Genomic DNA, 21,254 nt, shown 5'->3' with positions numbered 1-21,254 from the left:
ACCTGTTTGACCTTAGATAGTAGCTTTATAAGTGTTGCTGATGAATTACTGGTGTATTAGATAGGCTTAATATACTTTCATATTAATAAATTACTTTTTGACTTATAGTGGCAAATAGTATAGAATTAAATTATAAGATTATATTTATCTTTTTTATAAGGGAGATAATAAACTTTTTTCCATATATACGTAAGTGATACATTATCTATATTCCAATCTATTCTGCAATTTCTCCTAATCTAATCAATTAACTATGATCTAAAAGATTTATTTTTATATAAATTTTGGGATTAAGGGGTGTGTAAATTATGAATAATCCAATTACTGCTGTTTGGGAAATCACCATGGGATGTAATATGCGCTGCAAGCATTGCGGTTCCAGTTGTGAAGGAGCCCTGGAAGGGGAACTGTCCACGGAAGAAACTATGAAGCTTTGTGATGAGTTGGGCGAGTTGGGCTTTAAGTGGATTACTTTGTCCGGTGGTGAGCCTACAACAAGGAAAGATTGGGATCTCATAGCCAAAAGGCTTAATCAAAATGGAATAATCCCCAATATGATAACCAACGGATGGTTGATGAATGAAGAAATTGCCGATAGAGCGGTAGAAGCAGGAATCAACACAATTGCCATTAGTATTGACGGTCTTGAAGATACTCATGATTTTATTCGAAGAGAAGGCTCTTTTCAAAGGATAATGAATGCTTTCGATATTCTAAAGACAAAAAAGATATTTTATTCCGCGATTACAACAATAAACAACAGAAATATAAAGGAGCTTCCGAAGCTTAGAGATATTCTAATTGAAAAAGGAGTCAGGGGCTGGCAGCTTCAGCTTGGGCTTCCTATGGGCAATATGGCTAAAAACAATGATCTCGTAGCTCAGCCTTATCATATAGACGAAGTGATAGACTTTTCTTATCAGACTGTAAAAGAAGGTCATAACATAGATATTCAGTTGGCTGATTGTATTGGATATTTTAACTTAAAAGAAATAGAGGTAAGGAAAAACAGCCATGGAGGAGGCAGAGAAGATTATAGCTGGACTGGATGCGGCGCAGGCAAATACAGTCTGGGCATTCTCCATAACGGCGATATTTTAGGCTGTACATCCGTCAGAGACAGAAGCTTTATTGAGGGAAATATCAGAGTGACACCTATTAAAGAAATATGGACAAATCCTGAAAGTTTCAGTTGGAATAGGAAAATGACCAAGGATAAGCTGTCCGGTTTGTGCAAAAAGTGCTTTTTCGGAGATCGATGTCTCGGAGGCTGTTCCAATACAAGGCTCACAATGGAAGGAAGTGTGTATTCCGAGAATAGATACTGTTCGTATAATGTTGCCATAAGTACTGCAAAAGAACAACTTGACAGAATTGAGGATATAGAAGTAATAATATCAAAAGCGAGGAAATTTGCAGATAACGGTAATCTGCAACTGGCCGAAATACTTCTTTCCAAAGCAATTGAAAAGGGATGCGCTGATATTAAGCTGTTTGAATTTTACGGATATATAAGCTTTATGTTGGGAAATTACCTTGATGCAAAAAAGGCCAATGAATATGCTTTGGAAATTGATCCCGACAGTGCTTATGCAAACAAAGGATTGGGATTATCTTTAGGTAGGTTGGGAGAAGTAGATAAAGGAGTAGAGTATTTGAGGAAGGCAATTGACTTATCGGATGAAAACTTCACAGATCCTTATTATGATCTTGCGGTTTTGCTTTTTGAGAATGGAAGAAGAGAAGAGGCTCTAAGAGTTCTTGAAGAAGGAAGGAAAAAATATAAAAGCTTTGAAGATGTAAGCAAAGACCTGTATGAAATTCTGATAAGTGCCTCTTAGGGGTGTGACAATGCTGAATCGTTTGTTCAAGGAAAAATATATATGTGTAAGACAATATGATTTGACAGACTGTGGAGCAGCCTGCTTATCGAGTGTTGCCCAATATTACGGACTAAAAGTATCCCTTGCAAAGATACGTGAGATGACAGGCACCGATACCCAGGGTACAAATGCCTATGGCTTAATTCATGCTGCAAATCAATTGGGGTTTTCGGCAAAAGGCTTTAAAGCATCGAAAGAGGATTTAATGGAGGACTTTAAGCTTCCGGCCATAGCCAATGTAATAGTTGACAACAGGCTCACTCATTTTGTAGTGATTTACTCAATTAAAGATAGTGTAATTACCGTTGCCGACCCTGACAAGGGAATTGTTAAGTATACTATAGATGACTTTTGTTCAATATGGACTGGAGGACTTATTCTGCTTGAGCCCGGTGAAACCTTTCAAAAAGGAGATCATACCCAGAATATGATTATAAAGTTTGCCGGACTTCTCAAGCCATTAAAAGGGACTGTGCTGGGTATATTTTTTGCTTCACTTTTATATACCGCTTTAGGTCTTGCAGGTTCCTTTTATATCAAATTTTTATTTGACGATCTTATAAAATTTGAAAAACTTAATGATCTTCATGTGATTTCGATAGGGTTTGCCACCATACTTGTGATTCAAGTTTTTCTTAATTATTACAGAAGTATCCTTATTACCAGGCTTGGCATAAGTATTGACAAATCAATAATGATGGAGTATTACTCCCATGTGCTGAAGCTTCCCATGAATTTCTTCAATTCCAGAAAGGTTGGGGAGATTATCTCAAGGTTTATGGATGCTTCAAAAATACGTCAGGCAATTTCCGGTGCAACCCTTACCATAATGATTGATACCATCATGGCAATTGCCGGAGGGATTCTTTTATACATGCAAAACTCCTTCTTGTTTTTTATATCTTTTATTGTCATATTGCTGTATGGAATAATTGTGAGCATATTTAACAAGCCGATTCAAAGTGCCAATAGGCTGATAATGGAGGAGAATGCAAAATTAACTTCAGCGCTGGTAGAGTCTATAAAGGGGATTGAGACTATAAAATCATTTAACGCGGAAGACCAAACAGAAAAAAGTACTTGCAATAAAATTGAAGCTGTAATGAAAAGTTCCTTCAAAGAGGGGATGTTGCATATAAATCTTTCTTCACTGACGGGGATTGTTGCAGGGCTCGGAGGTATTGTTATACTTTGGGCAGGTGCATACAATGTCATCATGGGGAATATGAGTGGGGGACAGTTGCTTGCATTTAACGCACTTTTGGCCTACTTTCTTTCACCGGTGAGAAACTTAATTGATCTGCAGCCGCTGATACAAACGGCGGTAGTAGCTTCCAACAGGCTTGGAGAGATACTGGAACTTACAACCGAAAAGGATTTAAAGCATGACAATAATAATTCTATTGCATCATTAAAAGGAGATATTGAGTTTAAAAATGTGGATTTCCGCTACGGAGCAAAAAAACCTGTGCTAAGAAACATTAATTTAACCATTCCCCGGGGAAAAAGGATAGCTTTAGTGGGAGAAAGCGGCTCCGGAAAAACCACTTTGGTAAAGCTTTTAATGAATTTCTACAATCCTGAAAATGGTGATATTTTGATAAATGGACACAGCTTAAGGGATATAAACTTGGAGTTAATTCGAAAGAAAATAGCCTTTGTCTCCCAGGATGTTTTTATTTTCAGTGGAACTGTAAAAGAGAACCTTTGCCTAGGTGGCGAAAATATCGATATGGATGAAATAGTAAAGGCAGCTAAAATAGCAAATGCCCATGATTTTATAGAGGAATTGCCACTAAAATACCAAACTTTTTTGAATGAAAGCGGGGCAAATCTTTCTGAAGGTCAAAAACAAAGGATTGCAATAGCAAGAGCATTGCTTAAAAAACCGGATATTCTGATACTTGACGAAGCAACAAGCAATTTGGACAGTATTACCGAGAATCATATCAAAAACGAAATATATGGCTTTGCTGATGATGTAACGGTAATTATTATAGCCCATAGATTGAGTACCGTAGTAAACTGTGACAATATATATCTGCTAAAAGATGGGGAAATAGTTGAGAGCGGTTCCCATGCAGAGCTTATAGCCTTAAAAGGTTATTATTTTGAAATGTGGAGGCAGACAGAAAACACTTCTGCGTCATAAACCCGAGCTATCTCTTCTCAAAAAGACTGTTGCAAAGACATAAGATAAGCATACTTTTTGAGAAGAATAGTATAAAAATCAATTTCAAGGGGGTGAAATTATGTCAGAATCAAAGAAATTGAACATTGGAAGAGAATTGACGGATGATGAACTTATGGAAATGACAGGGGGATCAACTTTTAGTATCAAGTGTCAAAAAAATTACTCATTTACACCTTCATTACCTGTTGTTAAGTATGGAGTTGTAATTGACGATCCCGAGATTGTTGTAAAGTACGGTGTAAGCCCGATAGTCGTAGTTAAGTACGGTGTCGAGCCAATAATTCCATTGTACGGAATAATGCCGACTGATAAAGTGAAATAAAGCTGACTGAATAATTTTGTTTTAGTTTGGGGGCATGGTCAAAGGGCTGTGCCTTTTCCTATTTTTTGACGCTCTTGACGGCCTTTTATATGATATTGATGAGATGTTAGACGATTTTGGATTATTAGTTTATTGTATTTGAAAAAATAATATGATATGATAAGATTGGAAAAACAGTTTACAAACAAGTATTACTTATATTAATACTTTTTAATATAGACTTGTTAAAATCTAATATTTCATGGGGGTGACGGGTTTAAGTCTACATACATAATTAAATTGTTTCGGCATTACGTTTATCAATGTGTTTGCTCAAATGAAAATACTATTGATTTTTTTCTATCATTTTGTAGTACTTTGGTCTAATCATAACATCAACACTTTAAAGAAAAAATGCTGCTTGTATATCTTAATTCTAAATTTATCAGTTTAATTGGGAGGAAAAAGGTAATGAAAAAATTTGTTGTTTTATCAATTGCATTAATAATGATAGCAACATTATTAATGGTACCCGGTGTTCAAACATCTGCAGAGACATCCTACACTGCTCTTGCCGAACCGGATGACGATTGGTTGCATGTAGAAGGCACAGATATCGTTGACAAGTACGGCAATAAAGTCTGGATAACCGGAGCTAACTGGTTTGGATTTAATTGTAGGGAGAGAATGCTTTTGGATTCATACCATAGCGATATTATAGCAGATATTGAAATGGTTGCGGATAAAGGTATAAATGTAGTTAGAATGCCGATTGCGACAGATTTGCTCTATGCATGGAGTCGGGGCGAATATCCGCCTTCAACCGATACAAGCTTTAACAATCCGGCTTTGGCGGGATTAAACAGCTATGAGCTATTTAATTTTATGTTGGAAAATTTCAAGAGAGTTGGAATCAAGGTTATACTTGATGTACATAGTGCCCAGACAGATAATCAGGGACATACATATCCCCTCTGGTACAACGGTACTATAACAGAGGAAATATTCAAAAAAGCTTGGGTATGGGTAGCTGAGCATTACAAAAACGATGACACAATAATCGGATTTGACCTAAAAAATGAGCCTCATACCAATACCGGTAATGTAAAAATAAAAGCTGAAAGTGCTATATGGGATGACTCCAATCATCCGAACAACTGGAAAAGAGTAGCTCAGGAGACTGCTCTGGCAATATTGGAAGTACATCCAAATGTTTTAATATTTGTTGAAGGTATAGAGATGTACCCTAAAGATGGCATTTGGGATGATGAAACCTTCGATACAAGCCCATGGACAGGAAATAATGACTACTATGGCAACTGGTGGGGTGGTAATTTAAGAGGCGTAAAGGATTATCCGATTAATCTGGGAAAATATCAGTCTCAACTTGTTTATTCACCTCATGATTATGGCCCGTTGGTTTATGAGCAGGAATGGTTTAAAGGTGACTTTATCACTGCGAATGATGAAGAAGCAAAAAGAATACTGTATGAGGAATGTTGGAGAGACAATTGGGCATTTATCATGGAAGATGGAATATCACCATTGCTCATTGGCGAATGGGGAGGTCTGACCGAAGGCGGAGATAAACTTCTTGATCTCAACTTGAAGTACTTGAGGTCTATGAGGGATTATATATTGGAAAACAAATTCAAATTGCATCATACTTTCTGGTGCATAAATATTGACTCAGCAGACACTGGCGGACTGTTTACTCGTGATGAAGGAACACCATTCCCAGGAGGAAGAGACCTTAAATGGAATGACAACAAGTACGACAATTATTTATATCCCGTTCTGTGGAAAACTGACGACGGAAAGTTTATAGGTCTGGATCACAAGATTCCTCTTGGCAAAAACGGTATATCAATAAGTGAGCTTTCAGACAATCCTACATCCAAACCTACAACAAAACCTACTCCAATACCTACTCCGACAGCGGTATCTCCTACGCCGTCAAAAGGGGCTGTTATGTATGGAGATATAAATAGGGATGGAAAAGTTACTTCCACTGATATAACAGTATTAAGGAGATATTTGATGGGTACCATTACAGATATTGATAGGGAAGCAGCAGATGTAAACTTAAGTGGAACAGTAACCTCAACAGATTTAACAATTCTGAAGAGATATGTAATTCGTATAATAACTGAACTTCCATTAAAATAAATAAGGGAAATAGTTAAAAAAACAAGAAAAAAGTCAAGGACTTTGGCTGTAGGCTAAGGTCCTTGACTTTTGAGGGTAAAAAGATGACAAGGATATTGATTGTTGAAGATGATAAGAATATTGTAACCAATTTAACTGAATACTTGTGCGACGAAGGCTTTGAGATTGAATCTGCCAGTGGACAGAATGAGGCAATTGAAAAGATGGATGAGGGCAAATATGATCTGATTCTTTTGGACATATCCCTAAAGGATGGCAATGGCTTCGCAGTATGTGCAGCAGCACGAGAGAAGGATGATATTCCGGTTATATTTTTATCGGCTTCGGATGATGAGTACAGCATTGTTACCGGCCTTGATATTGGTGCTGATGACTATATTGTAAAACCCTTCCGCCCGAGAGAGCTTTTATCTCGTATTCGCAAAGCCTTAAGACGAAAGTGTAAAACAGGGGCTGTAATAGAGCTTGATAATATTCGAGTTGATACAGTTCGTGGTACTGTCACCAAAAACGGTGCAGAGGTCTTTCTTTCTGCCCTTGAATATCGCTTGCTTCTTGTATTCTTAAATAATAAGGGCGCTGTCTTGTCCAGGAGTAGATTGTTGGAAGAAATCTGGAATATTGCCGGTGAATTTGTAAATGATAATACCCTGACGGTATATATAAAGCGCTTGAGGGATAAGATTGAAGATGATCCGCAAAATCCAACCTTTATTAAGACCGTTCGTGGACTTGGATATAAAGTTGGTGATTAGAATGAGCTTTCTTAGAAATCCTGAGATAAAAAGAGGCCTTTTGGTTTTTATTGTTTTATCGGTGCTGTCAACAGGCATAGGATTCTTGTGCGAAAAAAGTCTTGGCTTTTTCGCCCTTTGCCTTTGTATTATGTTTACTTTGGCTCATTTTGCTTTAACATATCGAAGATACCTGAAAATTGCGGAGTTTACCTGTGGAATTGACAGTATTCTCCATGGGGCTGAATCTATAAACTTTGGCAAGTATTCGGAGGGTGAGCTTGCAATTTTAGAGAGCGAGATATCGAAGCTGACAGTGAGGCTTCGAGAGCAAGCGGAAGCTCTGAAAAAGGATAAGACTCAACTTGCCGATTCCATTGCCGATATTTCGCATCAAATCAGAACACCGCTTACCTCAATCAATATATTGGTTTCGTTATTATTAAAACCGAAGCTTTCTGACGAACGCAGATTAGAAATTGCCAAGGAGCTTGAAATAATGCTTTTGAGGATAGACTGGCTTATCACGGCACTTCTTAAAATGTCGAAGATTGATGCTGGGGTGGTCAGCCTTCAACGCAAAACCGTATCGGTAGCGGAGCTTATAAAGCGCTCCATAGAGCCAATTGCTGTACCTATGGAGATTAGAGGACAACAGATTGATATATTGATGGAGGGCAGTGAAACCTTTATCGGGGATTTTTCATGGTCGGTTGAAGCTATAGGAAATATCCTGAAAAACTGTATGGAACATACTCCAAATGGTGGCAGGATAGTGGTAGAGGCATGCGAAAATGCTGTTTATACCGAGATTGTGATTATGGATAACGGACCTGGTATAGATAAGGAGGATTTGCCACACCTTTTTGAAAGATTTTATAAAGGCAAAAATTCCAGTGACCAGAGCATAGGGATAGGACTTGCCTTGGCACGAATGATAATAATAAATCAAAACGGTACAATTAAAGTCCAAAACAACCGGGACAAAGGTGCAAGGTTTACGGTGAGGTTTTATAAGGGAGTGGTGTGACGCATTTTATTTATACTTTTAAGTGACGTTTTTGTTATTTTAGAGTCACCTTCCTGTCACATTGACAGAATATAATTAGAGCATAAACTAAACTCTTAGGAGATGAAAGAATTATGGAAATATTGAGGGTTGAAAACTTGACAAAAACGTACGGCACCGGAGAAAATATGGTCAGAGCATTGGACGGTGTTTCATTTTCAGTGAAAAAAGGAGAATTTATTGCAATTATCGGACCATCTGGATCTGGTAAATCCACGCTTTTGCATATTCTGGGCGGAGTGGATAAGCCCACGAGCGGAAAAGTTTTTATGGATGGTAATGATGTGTATGCTCAAAATGATGAGCAGCTCGCAATTTTTCGCCGCCGGCAGGTAGGGCTTATATATCAGTTTTATAACCTTATTCCTGTATTAAATGTGACAGAAAACATTACACTTCCTGTACTTATGGACGGAAGAAAGGTGAACGACGAGCGGTTGGAAGAACTGCTTAAGACCTTGAATCTAAAGGGAAGAGAAAATCATTTGCCCAATCAGTTGTCTGGAGGGCAACAGCAACGTGTATCAATAGGAAGGGCATTAATGAACGCTCCTGCGGTTGTACTTGCGGACGAACCTACGGGAAACCTGGATTCGAAAAACAGTCAAGAAATTGTGGAGCTTTTGAAGCTCTCCAATAAAAAATTCAATCAAACCCTAATTGTTATTACCCATGACGAAAATATTGCATTGCAGGCAAACCGAATCATTGACATTCAGGATGGAAAAATTATCCGTGATGAGGTGATTCGACAATGAACATTTTTAATAAGGTAACGCTTAAAACCCTTAGCAAGAACAAAGCAAGAACCCTTGTGACCATCATTGGTATTATTTTATCAGCATCAATGATTACCGCAGTTACCAGCAGTGTATCAAGTCTGCAGGACTTTTTGGTGGATTTGACTGTTTCGCAGGACGGGGACTGGCATGGAGCAGTATATGATGTGAATAAAGCACAGATTGATGTTTTGAAGGAAGATACAGAGGTTAAATCCTTCATATGGCTACAAAAAATTGGCTATGCATTGCTGGAAGGCTGTCAGAACGAATATAAGCCTTATTTGTTTGTAGGTGCTATGGGCAGTGGATTTAAGGACTCAATGCCTGTTTATTTGACAGGTGGAAGATTGCCGGAGAGTATATCAGAAATAATCCTGCCGAAACATGTGGAGACCAATGGTGGGGTGAAATTTAAAATTGGAGATACATTGTCCCTTTCTATAGGTGACAGGATTTCCGATGGCTTTATGCTGAACCAGAACAATCCCTATTTGCACGAATCTAGCGGTGAGACTGAAGAATTGAAAGTCAGGGAGCAACGTACTTTCACTGTGGTAGGGTTTTATGAGCGCCCGGGATTTGAATCCTATAGTGCACCCGGATATACTGTTTTGACGATTGAAGATGATTCGCATGTTGATGACTATGAATATGATGTCTATATTAAATTGAAGAAGATGAAAAGTATTTACAGCTTTTTGGATAGAAAATTCTCAGGATATGAGCAAAGTGTCAACAAGGAACTTTTGAGGATTAGTGGGGCTTCTGATGATACAACCTACAATCAAGTATTATATAGTCTTGCCGGAGTATTAATTGCCCTTATAATGTTTGGATCTATCCTGCTCATATACAATGCTTTTTCCATTTCTGTCAGTGAACGCACGAAGCAGTTTGGGCTTTTGTCATCTATTGGTGCAACCAGGCGGCAAATGTTGAGAAGTGTACTGTTTGAAGCATTTTTCTTAAGCCTTATAGGTATACCCTTTGGATTATTGTCAGGAATTTTAGGTATAGGTATAACGCTAAAATTAACAGAAAATCTTTTTACGTCCTTTTTAAACGTGGGTCATGGTGTTGTTGTTGATCTTGATGTATCATTAGCGGCTGTTATTGTTGCCGTATTGGTGGGCTTTGTTACTGTGCTGATTTCGGCATATATTCCTGCAAAACGTGCGCTAAAGATATCGGCCATTGATGCCATCCGACAAACAAACGATATAAAAATTAAAGCTGGAAAGGTCAAAACCTCAAAGCTTACCTATAAGCTGTTTGGATTTGAAGGCATGATTGCAAGTAAGAATTTCAACCGCAATAGGAAAAAGTATCGTGCCACAGTGGTATCGCTTTTTATGAGTATTGTGTTGTTTATATCGGCAAGCAGCTTTTGTGCATATCTTACCGCAGGTTCTGATTCGGTTATGGATGATCCTGGCTATGATATAGTATATACCTTTACACCGGATATGAAAGAGAAATACTCTATTGATAAGTTGTTTGAGGAACTGTCGGAAGTAAATGGTGTTATCGATAGCAGCTATGGATATTCAAATTATGGAGTTAATGAATATGCACAGATATCAACTGAATCATTAAACAGGGATTATGTGAATTATTACAACAGCAGATTTGGGGGAAACTATATAGACATGGACTCAGGAAACTATGTTATCTACACCCTATCGTCCTTTGTAGATGATGCTACGTATGAAGAGTACCTCAAGCAGAATTCTTTTAACAGTGAAATGAATAGAAATTCCGATGAGCTGCAAGCCGTTGTAGTGGATTTTCTAATAATTTTTGATGGAGATGAGCAAAAATATTATACTTTTAATGTATTTGATGACGAAGCTGAGAATATTGTCATAAAAAGGTTACAAGAAAGAGATGACGTGGATGGGGAAAAGCTTAATATTATTGCTGTAACGGACAAAACACCCATGGGTGTAGGCGGCAATTCATCGAATATGTTGACTATTATATATCCCTTCAGTGCAATTTCTTCAGTGTTGGGGGAGGAAAACAGTAATGTTGAGGTTGACATGTATTTTAAGGCAAAGGACCATAGAGCGGTTTTTGACAGAATATACAGTGTTTTGGAAGATAAAAAACTACCGACATCAAGCTTGTTCGATTATGCCGAAACAGAAGAGTCAAAACGGGCATTAATTACTGTCGTCAATGTCTTTTCCTATGGCTTTATCATTTTAATATCCCTAATTGCTTTAGCCAATGTGTTTAACACCATTTCGACTAATATTTCCTTACGTCGCCGTGAGTTCGCAATGCTGAAGTCCATTGGCATGACACAAAAGGGATTTAACAAGATGATGAATTATGAGTGTCTGTTATATGGAATAAAAGGGCTCATGTACGGTATTCCTGTATCCATCGGTGTGACTTACCTTATTTACCGAAGTGTTATCGAGGGATGGGAAACAAAGTTCTTTATTCCGTGGTACAGTGTCGTCATTACTGTCGGAAGTGTATTTGTTGTGGTATTTTCAACAATGCTATATTCCATGAGCAAAATAAAAAAGGATAATCCCATTGATGCCCTGAGAAACGAGAATTTATAAAGTATGAAGTTATTTTTTCTATTACAATAGTATGATTTGATACTTAAAGCATATAGCTATATAATTAAAATAATATATAAAGTCCAGTCTGAAAAGGCTGGTTTTTTTATGTTTTGAAACGATGAATATAGCATATATTATAGCTATTGTGATATAATCCTTATGAATCTTATTGACAAGCTAATATTATTTTTATTATCAATTTGAATTGGGGGAAGCCATATGATAAAGCAGGTACCGTTAGAGGAACTTAGAATGCGTATGGAACAGTTCCGTACGATAATGAACCAATATAATCCTGAATGGGAAATGGCAGTGATATTCAGTAAAATCAATATATATTATTTCACAGGAACTATGCCGGAGGGTATGTTGTTAATCCCCCGGGAGGATGATGCGGTATTGTGGGTTCGCAGAAGCTTTGAAAGAGCAAAGGACGAATCGCTGTTTCCTTCGATTAGACCTATGAACAGCTATAGAGATGCAGTGGGCAGTTACAAAGATATACCTGATACGATTTATCTTGAGACAGAGTTTGTTCCCTTTGCTATGTATCAGAGGTTTCAAAAGTATTTTCCTTTTAAAAATGTTAAGCCTCTGGATATGGTGGTTGCTAAATTACGATCGGTCAAAAGTGCTTATGAACTGGAAATAATGGAGCAGGCTGGAGAAGTCCATAAGAGGGTGCTTGAGGAACGGGTACCGGAAATTCTTCAGGAAGGAATGAGTGAGGCAGAGCTTGCAACCAAGCTGTATTCTATAATGGTAGAAGAAGGACACCAGGGAATATCTCGTTTTTCAATGTTTGATACCGAAATGGTCATAGGACATATCTGTTTTGGAGAGAGTTCTATTTATCCAACATCCTTCAACGGTCCGGGAGGATGCTATGGATTGAGCCCTGCAGTGCCTCTTCTAGGCAGCCGTGAGCGCAGACTCAAAAAAGGTGATCTTGTGTTTATTGACGTAGCTTGCGGAGTCGATGGCTATCACACCGATAAAACCATGACATACATGTTTGGCTCTCCACTTCCTGATGGGGCTGTCGAAGAGCACAAGAGGTGTGTTGATATTCAGAATAAAATTGCATTAATGCTAAAACCCGGTGAAATACCGGCTAGTATTTATAAGGATATAATGGACAGCCTTGACACGAGGTTTTTGGAAAACTTCATGGGCTTTGGAAACCGCAGGGTTAAATTTTTAGGCCATGGCATTGGATTACAGGTGGATGAGATGCCTGTTATTGCCGAGGGCTTTAATGAGCCTCTTAGGGAGGGAATGGTACTGGCTTTAGAGCCGAAGAAAGGTATTGAAAACGTAGGCATGGTGGGAATTGAAAATACTTTTATTGTTACTGAACAGGGAGGAAAGTGTATAACGGGAGACAACCCGGGATTGATACCTTTGTATTAGCCGGACAGGAAAAATGAATGAGAGGGAGGATTATGGAAGGCGTTCAAAATATATCGGATGGCAGAAACAGTGTTTCATACATTCTTACCCGAAGCAGAAGGAAGACTGTGGGTATAAGGGTGAATGAAAATGGAGAGGTGAGGGTGTCAGCTCCCTTGAATATCTCAGACAAACAGTTAAGAGATATAATGTTGAAGAAGATATCCTGGATTGTAAAAAAGCAGGAGGAGCTTAGAAGATTATATAACGAACCCTGTACTAAAAATGGATATGCTGACGGGGAGACTTTTTCGTATCTTGGAAAGGAATATATTTTGAGAATCATGAAAGGTTCGCTGCCTGAAGGGATTACTTTAGAAGGAAGTAATATTGTTATTGCGATAGATGAGAATAGGGCCTCTATAGAGGGGGACCAATACATAAGAAGTGTTTTGAGGAGATTTTATATTACTCAATTCAGTGATATCATAAAGGACAGGATAGATTTCTTTTCACCTCAAATAGGTGTATGTCCCCAGAAAGTGACCGTTAGGGAGCAAAAAACCCGATGGGGAAGCTGCAGTAGCAAAGGAAATATTAGCCTTAATTGGAAGCTGGTTATGGCTCCAATGGAGGTTATCGATTATGTAATTGTACATGAGCTCTGCCATATGAAGGAAATGAATCATTCGAAGAATTACTGGAATCTGGTAAAAACCATTCTTCCTGACTTTGACGTGAGACGAAAGTGGCTGAAAGTCAATGGGCACCGTTTGGTAATATAGTATATATGGACTAATGGAGTAAATCGTGCTAATATTTGCATATATGTTTTGAAATTCGAGCATTTAGATGATAAAATAAATGTATAAGAACAAGCGATATGTATTATTCAATATGGTACCAATCAATATGTTAATCGAAGTAATACCACTTAGCAATTTATCTTTCCGTTATCTTTACAGCACAATTACAAAATAAATAGGTATTAATAATATTTAAATAAAAATAAGGGGGAGATTTGAAGTGAAAAAAATTATAGCTTTTTTGCTGACAGCCGCGATGGTGGTAGTGTTGGCAATCCCGCAGGGTATGGTTAGCTTTGCGGCGGATTTCAACTATGGTGAGGCACTCCAAAAGGCAATTATGTTTTATGAGTTTCAGCGTTCAGGAAAACTGCCTGAAAACACAAGAAACAACTGGCGTGGAGATTCTGGTCTAAATGACGGCGCAGATAACGGTTTGGACCTCACAGGAGGCTGGTATGATGCCGGTGACCATGTGAAGTTTAACCTTCCAATGGCCTACGCTGTTACAATGCTGGCTTGGAGTGTTTATGAGTCCCGAGATGCATATGAAAAAAGCGGTCAACTTCCTTACATATTGGACAACATTAAATGGGTGACAGACTACTTTATTAAATGCCATCCAAGTCCCAATGTGTATTATTATCAAGTGGGAGACGGAGCAATAGACCATTCTTGGTGGGGACCTGCTGAAGTAATGCAGATGGAAAGACCGTCCTTTAAAGTAGATATGTCAAATCCGGGTTCAACTGTTGTTGCTGAGACGGCGGCTGCTATGGCTGCATCCTCAATTGCTTTCAAGCCTACTGATCCGGAATATGCAGCTACACTTCTAAAGCATGCCAAAGAGCTCTTTACTTTTGCCGATACTACAAGAAGCGATAAAGGATATAAAATGGCAGAGGGATACTACTCATCCCACAGCGGTTTCTATGACGAGCTTACTTGGGCAAGTGCATGGCTGTATCTGGCAACAGGAGATGAGGCGTATCTTGATAAAGCAGAATCCTATGAACCCCATTGGGAAAGGGAAAGAGGTACAACTATAATAAGTTATTCTTGGGCACATTGCTGGGATAACAAATTGTACGGTTCTTTACTTTTATTGGCAAAAATTACAGAGAATTCTTACTATAAGCAATGTATTGAAAACCACCTTGACTATTGGACCGTTGGATTTAACGGAGGTAAAATTCAATATTCACCTAAGGGCCTTGCATATCTTGATAGGTGGGGATCATTGAGATATGCAACAACGCAGGCGTTTCTTGCTAGCGTTTATGCAGACTGGTCCGGTTGCGACCCGGCAAAGGCGGCTATATACAAGGAATTTGCAAAAAATCAAGTTGATTATGCATTGGGAAGCACAGGAAGAAGCTTTGTGGTTGGCTTTGGAAAAAATCCGCCTAGAAATCCTCATCACAGGACAGCCCATAGCTCATGGAGTGCTTTAATGACAGAACCGGAAGAATGTAGACATATTCTTGTAGGTGCATTGGTTGGCGGACCGAGCAGTGGAGATGAATATGTGGACAGACTGGATGATTTCCAGTGCAATGAAGTAGCCAATGACTATAACGCAGGCTTTGTAGGAGCTCTTGCTAAAATGTATGATAAGTACGGCGGAAATCCAATTCCTGATTTGGTTGCTTATGAAACACCTGGGGAAGAATTTTATGTTGAAGCTTCAGTAAACGCAGCAGGAAGTGGTTTCGTAAATATCAAGACTACAATAATCAACAAGTCCGGATGGCCTGCAAGAGGATCGGATAAGTTGTCAGCCAAGTATTTTGTTGACATTTCCGAAACGATTGAGAAAGGCATTACTTTAGATCAAATTACCGTGGAGTCAACTACTAACGGTGGTGCTGCTGTTTCACAGCTTCTTCCATGGGATGCTGAGAATAATATTTACTATGTGAACATTGACTTTACCGGTATTAACATATTCCCTGGAGGAATAAATGATTATAAAAGGGATGTATACTTCACTATTTCAGCTCCATATGGAGAGGGTAATTGGGATAATACCAATGACTTCTCGTTCCAGGGAATTAAGCAGGGCTTTTCAAGTGATAAAACCGAATATATACCATTGTATGACGGTGACGTGAGAGTATGGGGTAAAGTACCGAACGGAGGCTCAGAGCCTGAACCGACACCAACAAGCACCATCAAACCTACACCGACACCTACAGTGACATCTTCACCTACGGTAAAGATCGGGGATTTGAATTATGACGGTAAAGTGACATCTACGGATTTGTCAATTTTAAAGAGATATCTTCTGAAGATTTTGAAATTCTCAAATGATGAGGAGGAAAGCAAATTCTTGACAGCAGCAGATGTAACTGGGGACGGAAAAGTAACCTCCACGGACTTTACTACGATGAAGAGGTATCTGCTAAAACTTATTGATAAATTTCCAGCAGAAAAATAACAGGATTGATATTAGGTAAAGCTATAAAGCTGTTGCGAAAGATGATTTTGCAGCAGCTTTTTTATTGCCAAATCACCTTTATTATTGTTAAAATAGAATTAATGTACAAGGTAATGTATGGAATATGGGCGTTGACTTTTAAAGATGTGTCAAACTGTATAAATAGGGACAATGCGGGGGATTTATGCTAAAAAGAAGCTTTGCCATTGGAGCACTGACTGATATCGGAAACGTTAAGAAAACCAATCAGGACAACATCCTTGTTAAAGTAGGAGACGGAAGAAACGGTGAGTTTGGACTTTTTTTGGTAGCCGATGGAATGGGAGGACTTACTGCGGGGGAAGTGGCAAGCGGGATTATTGTAAATGAATTCAGCTTGTGGTGGGATCAAAGGCTTTCTGATATTTTCCAACAAGAAGAAGATTCGGCTTTGAGTGTTATAAGTGATGAGTTTGATAGGCTCATACGGGAAATAAACCAAAAGATTATTTATTTTGGATTTTCAATCAATGCCCGTGTGGGCTCGACCCTGACTATGCTCTTTATTTACAGAGACAAATACCTTATTAAGCATATAGGTGACAGTAGGATATATAGACTTAACAGCTCTATCACAAAGCTTACGGAAGATCACTCATGGGTTGCACAGCAGGTGAGAGAAGGTAAAATGAATCAAGAGGAAGCAAAGAACCATCCTAAAAGAAATATACTTACCCGGTGCGTTGGGGTTATGGAGGATTTAGAGATATTTGATGCATGTGGTGAGATTTCATCCGATGATGGATTTTTAGTTTGCAGTGATGGATTTCATAACTATCTTGATGAAGATGAAATATATAATTCCTTGTCTTCATGTGAAAAAGCAGATGCAGAAGTTCAAAAGGCTTTAGGAGGTCTTCTTGAAAAAGTGAAGCTTAGAGGGGCTGCGGACAATGTATCCGCCGTTGCAGTATACCAGCATTTACATAAAGACCGCAGCGACAGGATATTGAGTATAAAGGGGATAATTAACAAAATAGCAAATAGCTTTAACGGGTGGTGAGTACAATATTAATAAGATGGGTTGAAATAGCAATTCTTATATTAGTTGCTCTTGTGAGCGATATTCGTCACTATAAGATAAGAAATCGACTTACTTTTCCTTTTATGCTTATTGGGCTTGTAACCAGCCTGGTGTTGGAAGGAATACCGGGACTTTTTGAATCATTCATAGGTATTGTTGCGCCCTTCTTATTGTTGTTTATATTATATGCATTAAGGATGCTGGGAGCTGGAGACGTTAAGCTTTTTAGTGCAATAGGAGCTGTTTTGGGCTATAAAGCTGTGCTATTTATAATGGCTTATTCGTTTCTTGCAGGAGGGGTAATTGCTGTAATGATTGTTATTATTAATCGAAATGCCAAAGAACGGTTTTTACATATGTTTTACTACTTAAGAAATGTATTTCTCACATTCAGTATACAACCGTATACGAATTTTGAAGAAAAGGATAGCAAAGTGGTGTTTAGGATGGCATATGCAATAGCATGCGGTGTAATAATATTCTTTATTGAAGTAATGGTTCGTATGAAGTAGAATAGATAGTAAGCATATTATTAAAATATAGGGATGAATGTTTTATGAAAAAAACGACAGATGATATATTGGCTAAAATCGGATGTAAAAATACAAAATCAAGAAAAGCAGTTATTGAAGTTCTTGAAAGTGCTGAGAATTCCCTTTCTGCAGAGGATATATTTTTGTGTATAAAAGAACAGGGATCGTCTGTCAATCTGTCTACCGTTTACAGGACCCTTGACCTTATGGAAAGCAAATCCCTTGTAAACAAGATCATCATGGGAGACGGCAAAGCAAGGTATGAGCTTACTGTGGATGGTCATCGGCATCATTTGGTCTGTACAAATTGTCATAAGTCAGTGCCGATAGATTTTTGCCCTTTAGAGAAGATGGAAAAGGATATCGGTAAAACAAATGACTTTGACATAACCGGTCACAAGCTTGAGATCTATGGAATCTGTCCCGAGTGCAAAAAAGAATAGAATAAATAGAATTGCTTGACTCTTTTGCGGCGTCCGATATATAATCATATTAAATGCAAATGATTCGCATTTGAAATGAATTGCTTAAAATATAGCTGATATGGATATAATTAGCTATGAATAATTAACTATGGGAGGACGCTTTTTTTTATGAAGAGAAGTATAAAGAGAGTTGCTTTATTAATCGGATGTCTGACATTTTTACTTACAGGCTGCTTAAGCAATTCAAAAGTCGGAGTTCAGGGGGACGAAGACAAAATCACTGTTTATGCCAGTTTCTATACCATGTATGATTTTGCAAAGAAAATCGGAGGAGATAGGATTAATCTTACCAATGTTATGCCCGAAGGAACGGAACCGCATCACTGGGAACCGTCGCCTAGGGATATGCTTCAGATTGAGAAGGCGGATGTCTTTGTATATAATGGAGCAGGTATGGAGCCTTGGGTAGAAAAGGTGCTTGGTTCAATAAACAATAAGAGTCTTGTGGTGGTTGAAACATCAAGAAATATAGAGCTTCTTCAAGGCAGCCATTCTCATGATGAGGACCATGAAGAAGAAAATCCTGAGGATGAACACCATAGCCATGATGATCTTGAATACGATCCTCATGTATGGCTAAGTCCTAAAAATGCAAAAAAGCAAATGGAAGCAATAAAGGATGCCTTTATAAAGGCGGATCCGGCAAACAGCGAATACTATGAAATGAATTTCAATGATAATGCAGAGAAACTGGACATTCTTGATAGAGAGTATAGAGAAGAATTGTCAAAGTGTACAAAAAAGGATATCGTGGTGGGACATCAGGCTTTTGGGTATTTATGTGAGGAATATGGACTTAAGCAGAATGCCATCGAGGGGCTGAACGCAGACTCTGAGCCTACACCGGCCAGAATGGCTGAAATAGTTAAGTTTATAAAGGAAAAGGATGTCAAGGTGATATTCTCAGAGAAGCTGTTAAGTCAAAAGGTACCAAAGGCTATTGCCAGCGAGACCGGAGCTAAGGTCGAATTCTTGAATCCCCTTGGGGGACTTGCCAAAGAGGATATTGATGCAGGGAAAGAGTATTTCTCTATAATGAGGGAAAACCTTGAGGCTTTAAAGAAAGCTCTTGAATAAATGCCTAATTAGGGGTTGGTTTATTAATGGAAAAGGTTATCGAAGTAAAAAACTTAAGCTTTGGATATGGGGAAAGGCTCATATTGGAGAATATGAGTTTTTCGGTAGAAAAAGGTGATTTTGTTGGAGTTATTGGTCCGAATGGCTCGGGAAAAAGCACCCTTGTTAAGCTACTATTAAAACAGATTAGGCCGATAAAAGGTGAAATAAATCTGTTGGGTCAGAATATAGAAAGGTTTAATCAGTGGAACAAGATAGGGTACGTTGCCCAAAAGGCGAGCTCCTTTAATACTAGCTTTCCGGCAACGGTAGAAGAGGTGGTAAGTGCAAATTTGTTTTCAAAGATTGGACTTTTCAAAAGGATAAAAAAACAGCACAAGGAGCTTGTGTATAAAGCGCTTGAGACTGTTGGAATGGAGGACTATAAAGATCAGCTGATTGGCAATTTGTCAGGAGGTCAGCAGCAAAGAGTGTTTATAGCAAGGGTTCTTGTGTCCGAGCCGGAGTTTATTTTTTTGGATGAGCCTACTGTAGGAATAGATTCAGAGTCGGAAGGGGCCTTATACTGTCTTTTAGGCAGGCTGAACCAGCAGAGGGGATTAACAATAATCATGGTCAGTCATGATATTGGGGCTGTCACTGTTCATGCAAATAAAATTGCGTGCATGGGCAATAAAGGCTTGGTAATGAATGAAAACACCACAGAGTTTGCGAAAAACAGTCTTAGAGAGATATATGGATATGATGTAAATCTTCATGCTCATAAGCATTGTTGCACAAACTGTTGGAAGAAAGGAGCTATATAAATGGCTGGCATTTTTGGAGAAGACTTTATTTTGAATCTGGGATTCATGCAAAGGGCATATTTTATTGGGATGCTTATAGCCATAATGGCACCTGCTATTGGAGTGATAGTAGTCTTAAGAAGACAGTCCATGATAGGAGATTCCCTTGCCCATACATCTCTTGCCGGTGTTGCCTTTGGTCTGATTGCCGGCATCAATCCTATAGTTGGGGCAACTTTGTTTTCAATAACTGCGGCGCTAGGAATAGAGAAGATCAGAAGAGCTTTTCCCAGATATGCTGAAGTTTCAATTGCAGTTATTATGTCTACAGGAATCGGACTTGCAGGTATATTGTCCGGTTATGTAAAAAGCGGCTTTTCCTTATCTTCATATTTGTTTGGAAGCATTATTGCAATATCTGATTTTGAGCTTTGCATGATAGCTGTTTTGAGTGCTGTGGTAATAATAACTTTTGCAGTTCTGTTTAAGGAGTTGTTTTTTATAACCTTTGATGAGGAGGCGGCGAAGCTTGCCGGAGTACCGGTTAAAATAATTAACTTTATTTTTGCTGTTCTTACGGCTGTAACTATTGCCGTGTCTTCAAGAATAGTGGGCACTTTGGTTATATCCTCACTATTGGTTCTTCCGCCTGCTTCAGCCATGCAGATAGCAAAAAGCTTTAAGCAGACAATAGTTTATTCATTATTGTACGGGGTTTTTTCCATAGTAACAGGACTTACTCTTTCGTTTTATCTGGACATGGTTCCGGGAGGTACAATAGTACTGATAAGTGTAATTTGCCTTGTATTAACCCTTGTTTATAAAAACCTGATTAAAGGATTGATTCTTAAAAAGACATTAAACCAAGGTAAATTAAGTATTTAATGGAGTAATTGATTTTTTGTTAGCACTCATTCTAAATGAGTGCTAAATTTGTCTTGACAAGCTTTTAGCTATAA

General features: G+C 38.4%; 17 protein-coding genes. All 17 read left to right on the top strand.

What is annotated here, in order from left to right; genetic code table 11:
• Window positions 1–308 precede the first annotated feature (308 nt).
• The 17 genes from EFD62_RS03050 (at window position 309) to EFD62_RS02970 (ending at window position 21,180) form a co-directional block, all read left to right on the top strand.
• Entirely contained in the window at window positions 309–1,841 is a 1,533-nt protein-coding gene (locus EFD62_RS03050; RefSeq protein ID WP_069193957.1) for a radical SAM/SPASM domain-containing protein, read from the top strand.
• Window positions 1,842–1,851: 10 nt separating this feature from the next.
• The gene (locus tag EFD62_RS03045; RefSeq protein WP_128705720.1) at window positions 1,852–4,035 is read left to right on the top strand and encodes a peptidase domain-containing ABC transporter; all 2,184 of its coding nucleotides are present in this window, start codon (window positions 1,852–1,854) and stop codon (window positions 4,033–4,035) included.
• A 100-nt stretch (window positions 4,036–4,135) separates the two neighbouring features.
• Window positions 4,136–4,399, top strand: a complete 264-nt coding sequence (locus EFD62_RS03040; protein ID WP_069193955.1) for a hypothetical protein — start codon at window positions 4,136–4,138, stop codon at window positions 4,397–4,399.
• 450 nt (window positions 4,400–4,849) lie between these two features.
• A complete protein-coding gene (locus EFD62_RS03035) occupies window positions 4,850–6,547 on the top strand; it encodes a cellulase family glycosylhydrolase (RefSeq protein ID WP_069193954.1) in 1,698 nt (565 codons plus the stop codon).
• Window positions 6,548–6,630: 83 nt separating this feature from the next.
• A complete protein-coding gene (locus tag EFD62_RS03030; RefSeq protein WP_069193953.1) occupies window positions 6,631–7,302 on the top strand; it encodes a response regulator transcription factor in 672 nt (223 codons plus the stop codon).
• A gap of 1 nt (window position 7,303) precedes the next feature.
• Window positions 7,304–8,311 carry a sensor histidine kinase gene (locus EFD62_RS03025; protein ID WP_235832547.1) on the top strand — a complete coding sequence of 336 codons (1,008 nt, stop codon included), beginning with the start codon at window positions 7,304–7,306 and terminating at the stop codon, window positions 8,309–8,311.
• Between the two features lie 113 nt (window positions 8,312–8,424).
• Window positions 8,425–9,108, top strand: coding sequence for an ABC transporter ATP-binding protein (locus EFD62_RS03020; protein ID WP_069193951.1), 684 nt, complete (start codon window positions 8,425–8,427; stop codon window positions 9,106–9,108).
• Window positions 9,105–11,711, top strand: coding sequence for an ABC transporter permease (locus EFD62_RS03015; protein WP_128705719.1), 2,607 nt, complete (start codon window positions 9,105–9,107; stop codon window positions 11,709–11,711). The genes EFD62_RS03020 and EFD62_RS03015 overlap by 4 nt, the downstream gene beginning before the upstream one ends.
• Before the next feature lie 222 nt (window positions 11,712–11,933).
• Complete coding sequence (locus EFD62_RS03010) at window positions 11,934–13,127, top strand: M24 family metallopeptidase (protein ID WP_128705718.1); 1,194 nt, start codon at window positions 11,934–11,936, stop codon at window positions 13,125–13,127.
• A gap of 32 nt (window positions 13,128–13,159) precedes the next feature.
• On the top strand, window positions 13,160–13,891 hold the full coding sequence (locus EFD62_RS03005) for a M48 family metallopeptidase (protein WP_069193948.1): 732 nt from the start codon (window positions 13,160–13,162) through the stop codon (window positions 13,889–13,891).
• Window positions 13,892–14,132: 241 nt separating this feature from the next.
• Window positions 14,133–16,352, top strand: coding sequence for a glycoside hydrolase family 9 protein (locus EFD62_RS03000; RefSeq protein WP_128705717.1), 2,220 nt, complete (start codon window positions 14,133–14,135; stop codon window positions 16,350–16,352).
• Between the two features lie 184 nt (window positions 16,353–16,536).
• The gene (locus EFD62_RS02995; RefSeq protein ID WP_069193946.1) at window positions 16,537–17,394 is read left to right on the top strand and encodes a PP2C family protein-serine/threonine phosphatase; all 858 of its coding nucleotides are present in this window, start codon (window positions 16,537–16,539) and stop codon (window positions 17,392–17,394) included.
• Window positions 17,391–17,927 (top strand): A24 family peptidase, encoded by a 537-nt coding sequence (locus EFD62_RS02990; protein WP_235832546.1) that lies wholly within the window; start codon window positions 17,391–17,393, stop codon window positions 17,925–17,927. Before EFD62_RS02995 ends, EFD62_RS02990 begins: the two co-directional genes overlap by 4 nt.
• A gap of 44 nt (window positions 17,928–17,971) precedes the next feature.
• Entirely contained in the window at window positions 17,972–18,391 is a 420-nt protein-coding gene (locus EFD62_RS02985) for a Fur family transcriptional regulator (RefSeq protein ID WP_069193945.1), read from the top strand.
• 150 nt (window positions 18,392–18,541) lie between these two features.
• Complete coding sequence (locus EFD62_RS02980; protein WP_069193944.1) at window positions 18,542–19,510, top strand: metal ABC transporter substrate-binding protein; 969 nt, start codon at window positions 18,542–18,544, stop codon at window positions 19,508–19,510.
• Between the two features lie 26 nt (window positions 19,511–19,536).
• Window positions 19,537–20,316, top strand: a complete 780-nt coding sequence (locus EFD62_RS02975) for a metal ABC transporter ATP-binding protein (protein ID WP_069193943.1) — start codon at window positions 19,537–19,539, stop codon at window positions 20,314–20,316.
• Window positions 20,317–21,180, top strand: coding sequence for a metal ABC transporter permease (locus tag EFD62_RS02970; RefSeq protein WP_069193942.1), 864 nt, complete (start codon window positions 20,317–20,319; stop codon window positions 21,178–21,180).
• Window positions 21,181–21,254 lie beyond the last annotated feature (74 nt).

The sequence above is a fragment of the Acetivibrio mesophilus genome, from assembly GCF_004102745.1.
In the GTDB taxonomy this organism is placed as follows: domain Bacteria; phylum Bacillota; class Clostridia; order Acetivibrionales; family Acetivibrionaceae; genus Hungateiclostridium; species Hungateiclostridium mesophilum.
This window is presented reverse-complemented; position numbering and strand designations above follow the sequence as displayed.